8 protein-coding genes and 1 pseudogene are annotated in these 11152 nt (G+C 42.7%); 5 read left to right on the top strand and 4 right to left on the bottom strand.

The window, feature by feature from the left end; translation table 11 throughout:
• Positions 1-20: 20 nt before the first annotated feature.
• Both pyrE and BI182_RS00815 read left to right on the top strand, forming a co-directional pair.
• Positions 21-596 (top strand): orotate phosphoribosyltransferase, encoded by a 576-nt coding sequence (gene pyrE, locus BI182_RS00820; RefSeq protein WP_286804856.1) that lies wholly within the window; start codon positions 21-23, stop codon positions 594-596.
• Between the two features lie 348 nt (positions 597-944).
• Entirely contained in the window at positions 945-1466 is a 522-nt protein-coding gene (locus BI182_RS00815; protein ID WP_070372097.1) for a type 1 glutamine amidotransferase domain-containing protein, read from the top strand.
• 123 nt (positions 1467-1589) lie between these two features.
• Here the strand turns inward: BI182_RS00815 and BI182_RS00810 are convergent, their stop codons facing one another.
• The 4 genes from BI182_RS00810 to ltaE form a co-directional block, all read right to left on the bottom strand.
• Complete coding sequence (locus tag BI182_RS00810; protein WP_148637823.1) at positions 1590-2963, bottom strand: diguanylate cyclase domain-containing protein; 1374 nt, start codon at positions 2961-2963, stop codon at positions 1590-1592.
• Between the two features lie 71 nt (positions 2964-3034).
• Positions 3035-5791, bottom strand: coding sequence for a methyl-accepting chemotaxis protein (locus BI182_RS00805; RefSeq protein ID WP_286804853.1), 2757 nt, complete (start codon positions 5789-5791; stop codon positions 3035-3037).
• 244 nt (positions 5792-6035) lie between these two features.
• Entirely contained in the window at positions 6036-7154 is a 1119-nt protein-coding gene (locus BI182_RS00800) for a hypothetical protein (protein ID WP_148637824.1), read from the bottom strand.
• Positions 7155-7250: 96 nt separating this feature from the next.
• Positions 7251-8282, bottom strand: a complete 1032-nt coding sequence (ltaE, locus tag BI182_RS00795; protein ID WP_070372093.1) for a low-specificity L-threonine aldolase — start codon at positions 8280-8282, stop codon at positions 7251-7253.
• A 407-nt stretch (positions 8283-8689) separates the two neighbouring features.
• Between ltaE and BI182_RS00790 the strand changes: the two are divergent.
• The 3 genes and pseudogenes from BI182_RS00790 to BI182_RS00780 all read left to right on the top strand — a co-directional run.
• Positions 8690-9067 (top strand): annotated as a pseudogene (locus tag BI182_RS00790) (GGDEF domain-containing protein); the annotation flags it as partial.
• Positions 9041-9631 (top strand): HD-GYP domain-containing protein, encoded by a 591-nt coding sequence (locus BI182_RS00785; RefSeq protein ID WP_353744728.1) that lies wholly within the window; start codon positions 9041-9043, stop codon positions 9629-9631. The pseudogene BI182_RS00790 and the gene BI182_RS00785, both read left to right, overlap by 27 nt.
• A gap of 183 nt (positions 9632-9814) precedes the next feature.
• Positions 9815-11068: an HD domain-containing phosphohydrolase gene (locus BI182_RS00780; protein ID WP_250935630.1), complete on the top strand. Its 1254-nt coding sequence runs from the start codon at positions 9815-9817 to the stop codon at positions 11066-11068.
• Positions 11069-11152: the final 84 nt, after the last annotated feature.

Genomic DNA, 11152 nt, shown 5'->3' with positions numbered 1-11152 from the left:
ATATAGAAATGAGGAATAATATGAGTCAGGAAGTATTAGAAGTATTAAAAGAAACCGATGCTTTTTTGGAAGGACATTTTTTACTATCATCCGGTAAACACAGCGATCAGTATGTTCAATGCGCCAAAGTGCTGCGTTTTCCTGATGCTGCCGCCAAGGTTCTGGCACCGGTAGTTGAACAGTTAAAAACGCTGGAAATTGACAAGGTGGTCGGCCCGGCCATGGGCGGCGTCATCGTTTCCTACGAAATCGGCCGACAATTGGGCAAAGAATCTATTTTTACCGAACGTAAAGACGGCCTGATGGAACTGCGCCGCGGCTTTGAAATCAAACCCGGCGAACGGGTCATTATCACCGAAGATGTCGTCACTACCGGAAAATCCACCATTGAAACAAAAAAAGTGCTCGAAGAGCTGGGCGCTGTCGTCCTCGGCGTGGCCTGTATCGCTGACCGCCGGGCAGCCGGGGTTGAAATCAACATGCCCATCTATTCATCCATCAAACTGGAAATCACCGCCTGGGACCCCGACGACTGTCCCGTCTGCAAAGCCGATCAAGTCGCCCTGGTTAAACCCGGTTCCAGAGGGAATGCCTAGCATTTGAAAAAATGCTTTGAAATATATTAATTTAGGTACCGATATCTTTATTCGAAGTAAGTGTGAAATAAACAGACGTAGTACCGACAATTGTTACATCATGTTGTGACCTAGGGGTCAGACCCTGTGCATCAAGGCGGACACGGCGTAGCCTGCGTGAAGGCAACGAGCCAATCACAAGCTTGCTTGTAGTTGGCGACTGCCCACGACTCATGAGAAATGTTACATTTCTTATGAGTGTCCGAGCTTGCAGCATACAACAGATTAACAATTGGTCGGTACGGAACTTAGATGAAAAACTGAGGTACCGTATAGTTAGTTTACAATTAAAAACAGGAGGAAAACAAGATGAAAAACAAAAAGATTATCGCGTTAATCAGTAATGATTTTGAGGATCTTGAATTATGGTACCCCGTGCTGCGCCTGCGGGAAGAAGGGGTTACCGTTCATGTTGTAGGGGAGATTGCTAACAAAAAGTACATCGGTAAATACGGTGTACCCTGTGTCTCCGACCTGGCCTATACTGACATCAATCCTGACGATTATGACGGGATTCTGGTTCCCGGCGGTTGGGCGCCCGATGCGATCCGTCGTTTCCCGGTGGTGCTGGAGATGATCCGCAACCTCGACAAACGAAAACGGGTCATTGGCCAAATCTGCCATGCCGGTTGGGTCCTGATTTCTGCTGGCATCCTCAAAGGCAAAAACGTCACCAGTACCCCTGGTATCAAAGATGACATGACCAACGCCGGGGCCATCTGGCATGATACACCTTCGATTATCGACGGCCACATTGTTTCCAGTCGTCGGCCCCCGGATCTGCCAGAATATATGATTGATTATATTAAAGTTCTGAAAGCTCAGGATTGATCAGACCTGTAAAATAAGAATAACCGACATTTGTCCATCACTTAGTAAGATAGGCTACAGCGGACAGATGTCGGTATTTTTTGTAAAAAAATGACCGCAGTGAACATAAACTGCGGTCATTGATTAAAGATAAGGCCCCATGGCTTCAATATCCTCATGCCAGACTGCTATCCGGTTTCTCCCGGTTTCTTTGGCCTGATAAAGGGCTTCATCAGCACGGTGCAACAGGCTGTCAAAGGAGTTCTCATCCATTGGATTAGAAGAAACAACCCCGACTGATATAGTAACCATATCATTAACAGGAGAGGACTCATGAGGAATGTTCAAATTCAGAATTGCGTTGCGCAGCGATTCGGCAACGTTTTGAGCTCCGTGAGTATTGGTGTTGGGGAGCAAACAGGCGAATTCTTCGCCACCCCAGCGGGCAGCCAGATCTTTAGGACGCTTAAGTGTAACCGATAGAGCGCTAGCCACCTTTCTAAGACAAGCATCCCCTTCCAAATGACCATAGGTATCGTTATAAAACTTAAAATGATCAATGTCAAGCAAAAGCACAGATAAAATGGTGCCCGTTCGCTTGGCTTTTTTAATTTCCAGGGTCATGGTATCATCGAAACGTCGGCGGTTGGCGATCTGGGTCAATTGATCAACATCCGTATTGATTTTTAGGGTGTCCTGATAGTATTTTACAGCCAGATGGTTTTTGATCTTGGCTTTAATAATCGGGATGCTGAAGGGTTTAGTAATATAATCGATGGCACCCAGAGTTAAGCCGAACTCGATATCTCTGGCAGCTGTGAGAGAGGTAAGAAAGATCACCGGTATATCTTTAGTTTTTGTACCCCTGCTAAGTCGTCGGCAGATTTCATAGCCATCAATTTCAGGCATAATAATATCCAACAGGATAAGATCCGGGGGATCATTGGAATTACAAATAGACAGGGCTTCTTTACCACTGTGAGATATCAGCACATCGTAATCTTCAATCAGTGCACTTTCCATTATTTTGGTGTTAAGGGGTGAGTCATCAACCACTAGGATTTTCTGACGAATCGGACAAAGGTCTTCCAGATCGTTTTGAAGCTGGTGCTTATTGAGCTGTCCACGAAGTTCTTTCAGGCCAGCTGCAGAGAGTTTTGTGTGGGTGATGTCGGTTCCCGCCACATAGGCGTAGTTATCATGGCAATTAAATTCCCAGTCGACGTATCGGTAGTTGCCGTCTTTGGATCGGAAACGATTCGAAAAGGTGAGTCGATGGTTAGTGTGTAACAATTCTGAAAAAACAAAGGTGGTAGCGTCCCGGTCATCGGGATGCGCATAATCAATAATGTTGGTATCGAGTAATTCTGCCGCACTGTAACCAAAGGTTTTTTCCCAGGTATAATTAACTTTTTCAATACGTCCATCCGTGTGGAGGATGCATAAAAGGCCAAGATTCAGGGAAAAAATGCGGTTGAGAATTTGTTGCGAGGTATTGGTGGCGAAAAATTCTTCCATGGGCAATGATTCCAATCGATAAGTAAATTTGTTTAATTATAACATGCATTACTCAAAGGTGGATAAAAAAATTAATAATTATCTGTTTCTCGATCATCAAGATCAATTATCGGTTCCATGCTTTCAAATTCCGTCTTTTCAAAAGCGGGGTAGCTTGAGCCAAGGCGGGAATCAGTGTTAATGGGAGTGGTAGAAAGCTGCTTCAGTTTAAAAGCTTCCATCATTTCTTTAAGCATTTCGGCCTGGCTGGACAGTTCCTGACTGGCGGCTGCGCTTTCTTCGGCGGTGGCAGAATTTGCCTGAACGACCTGCGAAACCTGATCAAGTCCCATGGTAATCTGGGCGATTTCTGAGGCCTGGTCATTGGAGGCCCGGGCAATATTGGCAACCAGATCGGAGACCTTTTCAATTTGATTGAGAATTTCCTTTAATCCCTCAGCGGTCTCATCCGCAATTTTTGTTCCAGCTTCCACTTTACTTATGGAGCCTTCAATCAGGAAGGTCGTTTCTTTGGCGGCTTCGGCGCTTCGGGCGGCCAGGGTGCGAACTTCCTCGGCGACGACGGCAAAACCTTTACCGTGCTGACCAGCCCGGGCAGCTTCAACTGCGGCATTTAAAGCCAGTATATTCGTCTGGAAGGCGATGTCATCAATAACCTTGATGACTTTTGAAATATTGTGGGATGAGGCATTGATGTCGGACATGGAGGTGACCATTTTTTGTATCTGTTCATTGCCGATCTGGGCATTACTTCGCACCTCAATGGCCCGGTCATTGGCTTCATTGGCATTAACGGCATTCTGTTTTGTTTCAGCCGCCACTTCTTCGATGGAAGAACTGAGCTCCTCAATGGAACTGGCCTGTTCAGTGGTACCATGGGATAACTGCTGACCGCCGTCAGAGATCTGTCGGGAACCAGAATCCACCTGATCGGCAGCTTCGATAATTTCCCGCATCACGGTGCTGAGATGGCTGGTAATATCGTTGATAGCGTATTTAATAGCAATAAAATCCCCGAGATAGTGATTCGTGATTTCCTGAGTCAGATCACCCTGGCCAATTTTTTCCAGGGTGGCAGTGATTTCATCAACATATTGTTTGAGGAAGTCAATGGTACGGTTCATGTCATCTTTGATTTTTCCGTGTTGTCCTTTGAAATCGCCAGCCATGGTAACCTTTAGATTTCCCTGGGCTAATTGGTTTAAGGTTGTTGAAGCAGCACGAATCGGGTCGATTACCGCATCAAGCGTATTATTGAAACCTTCAATGACCCGGGCGTATTCGCCAGGGAATTTAGAAGCGTCACCCCGATGATCAAGATCTCCTTCAACGGCAATTTGCGTCATCGACTGAGTTTCGTCAACGAGTAATACAATATTCTCAATCATTCCAATCAGACTGGGAATTAACTGATCGTTATCACTGCGTTTGCCGGTGGATTTCAGGTCAGCCAGATCACTCATATCACCGTTTGCGATCCGATTGACGATATCCATGATGTGAATCATTTTGTTATTGATGCGGTTGATAGAGTGAGAAATTTCGCTAAATATACCGCAACAGCTTTCATCAATAGTTTGTGAGAAGTCATTGACACTCATGCGGGCCAGAACCCGATTACCATCTTCCAGCGCCCCGAGACCATCGATACAGGAATTGATATTGTTCTTGATGGTATTGAAATCACCGTGATAGGTATCAGTAATCTGCGGGGGAATTTCACCATGGCCAATGCGTTGGATATAATCGGCAGCCACATTGAGGGGTAGGATAACGGCATTTAGCGTTTCATTGACACCTTGTACGATTTCTTTAAATCCACCCTGAAAGTTCTCGGCATTTCCCCGGGTTTCCAGACGCCCCTCGATGGCCGCTGCCGAGAGAAAATTAGCCTCGGCAATCAGGTGACGAATGTTCTCAATGGTCTGTTTGAGAGCCGGTGTGATTTCATCCCGATCCCCCTGAGATTGAATTTCGGCAGAAAGATCACCAGCCGCTATTTGGTTCAGGGTTTTGATCAAAACAAATTGGAGGTTGTCAGCGAAGTTATCAAGGGCAACAGCCATTTCACCAATCTCATTGCTTTCTTTCATATTCAACCGGGTACCCAGATAACCCTGGTTCATTTCCTGAATCATCTGATTGACGTTTGTGATGGGCTTGGTAATTGATAGTGAAATTCGATAGAGGATCAATGCCAGAATTACGAAAATCAGTAAGCCAACACCGGCAATCAACAGGATATTGTTGGTAACCGCAGCATAAACATTTTCCATAGAGTAGCCAATGTCAATTGCGCCAACCAGTTCGCCATTAATTGTCAGCGGATAGAGCACATCATAAACGGTTACATCCTTTAATTCATAGTAGTATTCTGAGGCGGAGGCAATGCCTTCCTGAGCGGCAGCCTTCATTGTTTCGTCGTCAGAATAATCGTTACCGATGTCTTCGGCAATACTGTCAGCGATGTCGATGACATTTTTGTCAATGATGGCGATATAGACTATGTTTTCATCATTGGTCATTTTATCAATCTGGGCTTGATAGCTGAATTCATCTTTAATTTCTTTACTTTCTTGGGATGTTGCCCCAGCAGTAGCTTCAGTCAGGGCTTCAATGGCATTGGCGTTGTTTTCAAGCTGTGTTACAAATCGTTGAGAAGTTGTATAGCCATGATCTTTTAATTGATCCAAGAGGCTGTTTCGGATCAAATACGAAGAAATAAGACCAATGGCAAAAATGCCCAAAAAAACGCAGAAAAGGGGCATAATCAGTAGTTTAAAACGTATCGAATCGTTTTTTTTGGTTTGCGTCCTTTGATTATTCATTCTCATGATGCTCCTTTAATTATGGGCGTTTGGATTTGAAAAACTAGACACTTAATTCTGGTTGCCTGGATTAGCTTAATTATACAGGCAGGTTTCTTTTAAGTCAAAATAATTATTCTGTCAAATATAGTCCAATCAATAGAAAAAAGCAATCGTTGCGAACGTCCGATCAGGAGGAAGTTGCAAACAATTGCTTTTAATGGCGTAAACAGACTTGTATAATGGTGGAACGCTATCAGGTGCTTTATTGTTCCACAAAATCTACGATGATTTCAATGAGATCCATGGCTAATTGATTATAATGATCTCCGGTAAGGTCATCAGTACCTGAATAAATTAATACAAAGGACTTGGCATTGAGTCCAACCCCTATTTTTATCCGGGGTTTATCTTTGAAAGCGATGGGAATATTATCGTTTCGCAGAGTAATATACATTTTCTCTTTGTCAGCAAAAAGTTTTACCAGGGTTCGTCCATCTTCGGCTTTGATGCTGTAAGAACCATTAAAGGTGATAACCTTGCTGGTGGTGAGCCGATCTCCCAAGGATACTAAAAACTCCTCCAGATTTAATTTCAAATCCGGGTGCCACTGATCCAAAACAATGGTTCGAATGGTCGGGTCATTATTGCTGGAGCCGGTTTCTGCAGGCAGATGTAAGACATTGTCTTTCGACAGGGCATAATATCCTTTTTGGGGATCAACCAGGTTTTGCTCTTCAAGCATGGCAAACGAAATTAAACCAAAGGATTGTTTTTCGGCCCGCCAACCGCTGACGCCGATGGGGGGCAAAAAGTTGGCATTTTTAAAGGGCTGGATATCAACCGGATCATTAGTCAGAGCAACAAATAAAAAATCCGGATTGTATCCGAATTTATCAATACAGAGTTTGATCATGACGGGTTTTTTAAGTACCTTGGGGACATCGTGGTAGAGCTTGTATGCTTCATCCACATCTTCAATAAATCCGCCATCTTTTTGATAATGATAAGCTTTGGCCAAACGATACATTAGAGCCAGTCGGATATTCAGCTTGTCGCCAATGTCTTTGTATTTATTGGGAAATAGTTTTATATTTAATTTTTCTGATGCATCATCATAGGCCGAAATTTTTGATTCAACAAAAATAACATGCCGCTGGAGGCTTTTTTCTTCGGCTATAATGATCAGATTGGGCCTGCCAAACTGTCCCAGTGACGGTTCGATAATAAAAGTAATTTTGACAATATCCGGCAGCCACTCTGGCTTGAAGTCATCAGTAAATTTAATAGTGTTTAAAAATCTCAATTGTTTTTCAAAATCGGTTTCCATATCGAGTATGATGCTGTTCACAACACCTTGGTTACCGTAGAATGTGGTTGTCATAAAGAATCCTCCATTTTTAGTGAGTTTAGTATACCACGTCAAGCCCAACTATAAAAGGATTTTGATGCATGAGTCCGTGAAAATCAGGGGTAAAAATCAGGAATAATGGGAAACAAGGGTCTTCATACTTTCAATGACCCAGTCGATGTCATCAGAGTTGACACCATGATTGGTTACAAAACGGTACTCACCATTTTCTGTTCCACTAATTTTAATATTCTTTTTTAGCAGACCTTCAATAAGCGCAGATTCAGTTATCACAGATTCTGGAAGGGTAAAAAAGACCATGTTGATATCCAAACGGTTTCTAAGAACCGAGCAGGAATCGATCTCTTCCAGCCGGGTGGCCAGATAGCGGGCATTCCGGTGGTCTTCTTCCAGCCGGGAGATCATTTCCGTCAGACTGATAATCCCGGCCGCGGCCAGGATTCCGGCCTGTCGGAGGCCACCGCCCATCAGTTTTCTGTTTTTACGGGCTTTTTTTATAAATATTTCGGTTCCCAGTAGTAACGACCCCACCGGTGCACAGAGGCCTTTGGACAGACAGACGTTTACTGAATCCCCTTGGGCGGCAATTTCTTTGACATCAACCCCTAATGCAAGAGCGGCATTAAATATTCGGGCGCCATCAATGTGCACTGGGATGTTTTGGGATTGGGCCAGGGTATAAACCGCTTCCATATTGGCCAAGGGAACAGTTTTTCCCGATGACTGGGCGTTTTCCATACAGATCAGTCCGGTATCCGGGAAATGAATGTCTTCACCCCGGAGCATCAGCGCCAGTTTTTCCACATCGACGCCGTCATCGAGAACCGGAAAGGTTCTGATTTGAACGCCCGAAAGGACCGCGGCTGCGCCGACCTCATGCATCAGGATATGGCAATCATCACCGACCAGGACTTCATTTCCTCTTGTCGTGTGGGTCATGATCGCCAGTTGATTGCCAAAAGTACCGGAGGGTACAAACAGAGCCGCTTCCTTGCCTAAAAGTTCAGCAGCTAGCTTTTCTAACTGGTTGACAGTTGGGTCATCCCCGTAGACATCATCACCCACGGTTGCATTGGCCATAGCGGTTCGCATGGTTTGGGTTGGTTGGGTTACAGTATCACTTCTTAAGTCGATCAACATAATTAAAACTCCTTTGATTGTTTTAATAATTATTTCAGTTTTCATTATTATAGCGCGAAAAGATCTGATCGACAAATAAGTTTTTGATCGGGAAAAGATCTAAATGTATTTATGCAAGGCTTATTACAGAACGACTGATGAGATTGTAAAAATATAAAAATTTGTCAATAAATGAGATTTAAATTAGAGTACTGTCTTAATTGTATAAATATACAGTAAGATAATGGTTAATTACGATAAAAAATAGTTGAAATAAATCGAGGTCATGTTATAATTTGCACATATGTGAAAGTATGGGGGAATAGTTTTGGAGAAGATTCAAATTACCATCAATTTCTAAAAAGCGTGAGAGATGGTATTATCGTTGTTGACCTAGACAATATGAAGAAGCCCGGGAAAGATTTGAGGATGGGTCTCAATATCCACTTTCTATTATTATGGGAGATGTAAACGGATTAAAGATGACAAATGATGCATTCGGACATCTGGCCGGTGATTCATTATTGATAGCAGCTAGTCAGGTTCTGACTCATTGTTGTCGTTCCACCGATGTGGTCGTGCGATGGGGCGGTGATGAATTTGTTATGCTCCTCCCAAATACCGATGAAGAAACCGTTAAAAAACGGATGAGCAATATGATCGATGCAGTGGTGTCTTGTAAAGTTGACCAAGGGATTCTATCGATATCATTTGGATGGGCAACTAAGCATTCAAAGACAGAACCATTTACTGAATTGTTTAAAAAAGCGGAAAGCATGATGCATAAAAATAAACTAAAAATGAAATCTGAAGTTCGACAAAATACAATTCAGTCAATTATGTATACTTTATATGAAAAAAGCGCAGTTGAAAAAATTCATGCGGAGCGGGTTTGTTATTATTGTATGCGTATTGCTAAAGAAATGAATATGAAAGAAATAAAATTAGAACTGCTCAGGTGGACAGGAATGCTTCATGACATCGGCAAAGTAACAATCGATAAAGAAATTCTTGAAAAAAAGGGAGAATTAACCCCGGAGGAATGGAATGTAATAAAAAAGCATCCAGAAACTGGCTATCATATTATCAATTCAGCCCCTGAAATGGTTGGAATTGCTACCGCAATTTTGTGTCATCATGAACGGTGGGATGGAAAAGGGTATCCAAAAGGCCTGGTAGGTGAAGAGATTCCGATTTTATCAAGAATTATGGCGGTTGGAGCGTCTTATGATACGATATTATCTCAACGAACCTATAAAAAAGCAAAAACCAAAAGCGAAGCGCTGCAGGAGCTTCAGAATTATGCTGGAACCCAATTTGATCCCCAGATTGTATCACTTTTTGTGAATCGGGTGGCAAACACATTATAAAAAAATCGATCATCAGCAAAGTCAAATTTTGTGATGGTCTTTTTCATTTCATTCCCAAATTATAAAAAAAAACCCTAAAGTCAAAAAGTGCGATGAGATTGTGTTACAATGCTAACAAAAGTATGGTATCATAACAAAATAATTATGTGTAACTCATGTCTTATGTGGAAAGGAAAAGAAAAGATGGTCTCTTTATTAGAGTTAACTCTCCAACTATCAAGAGCTTCGGATATGGTAAGCCCGGAACTGAATCATCATCAACGTCTTGTCGCCTATATTACCAACAACCTAGGGGAAGAGTTGAACTTTGATGAAAAGAAACTAAATGAAGTCTGTGTCGCCGCTGTGCTGCATGATATTGGTGGTTTAAGTATGCAGGAACGAATCAATGTGCTGAAGTTTGAAGCCATTAATCCCCATCAGCATGCCCGAATTGGTTGGCTGCTTCTGAAGGATTACCGAGAATTCAAAAATATAGCCAGAATCATCAAATTTCATCATGTGGATTGGAACGATGGGGAAGGTCTCAGATTTTTGGGGGAAACGGTCATGTCCGAAAGTCATCTCATCCACTTGGCTGACCGGATTGCTACCCTCATCTCTCGGGACGATAAGATGATCAATCAAAAAGACCGAATTTTTGAAAAAATAGTAAGTGCCTCGGGACGAAAATTTAACCCTGAGTTCATCAAAGCTTTTGAACGCTTAAAAGAAAAAGAGTTTTTCTGGTATGATCTGGAGTCTATTTCCAATGGTCGGCGATATTATAAAAAAATAAAATTCCAGGACCAGAGACTGGATATCGACGAATTAATCGGAATTACCAAACTGTTTGCCCGGGTCATTGATTTTCGGAGCAACTTTACTGCAGTTCACAGCGAAGGAGTTTCAGCAGTAGCCAAACGGTTGGCACAGCATTTAAAATGTGATGAGCTGACCTGTAAGAAAATTCAGGCCGCTGGCTACATCCATGATATTGGCAAACTGACAGTTTCCACGGAAATCCTGGAGAAACCGGCGGGACTTACCCAAGCCGAATTTGCTGTCATGAAAGAGCATACCTATCATACTTATGTGTTGTTGTTTCAGATTGCCGGTTTTGAAGAAATAAATGAATTTGCCTCGATGCATCATGAACGGCTGGATGGAACCGGCTATCCCTTTAAAAAGACAGCGTCAGAGCTTTCGCTGGGAGCCAAGATCATGGCGGTGGCAGATATTTTTACCGCAGTATCTGAGAATAGACCCTATCGTAAGGGAATGGAAAAAGAAAAAGTGATCGAGATTTTAAAGCAAATGGTGACGGATCATAAAATTGATCCACACATTGTAGAAATTCTAATTTCGAATTATCAAGATGTAAACAAAGTCCGGATCAGGGCCCAGAAAAAGGCAAGAATACGGTACAATGATTTTGCTAAACTATTGACATCATAAAAGCTATTCAGGTTTTAGGTTTTTGTGAAAAAATGGAAGTGTAAAGAAATTAATAAAAAAATAGTACAATAAAAATCCAGGCTG

It is taken from the genome of Acetobacterium sp. MES1, from assembly GCF_002237635.1.
In the GTDB taxonomy this organism is placed as follows: domain Bacteria; phylum Bacillota; class Clostridia; order Eubacteriales; family Eubacteriaceae; genus Acetobacterium; species Acetobacterium wieringae.
The sequence above is the reverse complement of the archived record's forward strand: the minus strand, read 5'-3'. Positions and strand labels throughout refer to the sequence as shown.

Bases quoted from the DNA above. Each gene is read 5' to 3' on its own strand.
- pyrE (WP_286804856.1), top strand. From the start codon at position 21: ATGAGTCAGGAAGTATTAGAAGTATTAAAAGAAACCGATGCTTTTTTG.
- BI182_RS00815 (WP_070372097.1), top strand. From the start codon at position 945: ATGAAAAACAAAAAGATTATCGCGTTAATCAGTAATGATTTTGAGGAT.
- BI182_RS00810 (WP_148637823.1), bottom strand. From the start codon at position 2,963: ATGGAAGAATTTTTCGCCACCAATACCTCGCAACAAATTCTCAACCGC.
- BI182_RS00805 (WP_286804853.1), bottom strand. From the start codon at position 5,791: ATGAATAATCAAAGGACGCAAACCAAAAAAAACGATTCGATACGTTTT.
- BI182_RS00800 (WP_148637824.1), bottom strand. From the start codon at position 7,154: ATGACAACCACATTCTACGGTAACCAAGGTGTTGTGAACAGCATCATA.
- ltaE (WP_070372093.1), bottom strand. From the start codon at position 8,282: ATGTTGATCGACTTAAGAAGTGATACTGTAACCCAACCAACCCAAACC.
- BI182_RS00785 (WP_353744728.1), top strand. From the start codon at position 9,041: ATGCATAAAAATAAACTAAAAATGAAATCTGAAGTTCGACAAAATACA.
- BI182_RS00780 (WP_250935630.1), top strand. From the start codon at position 9,815: ATGGTCTCTTTATTAGAGTTAACTCTCCAACTATCAAGAGCTTCGGAT.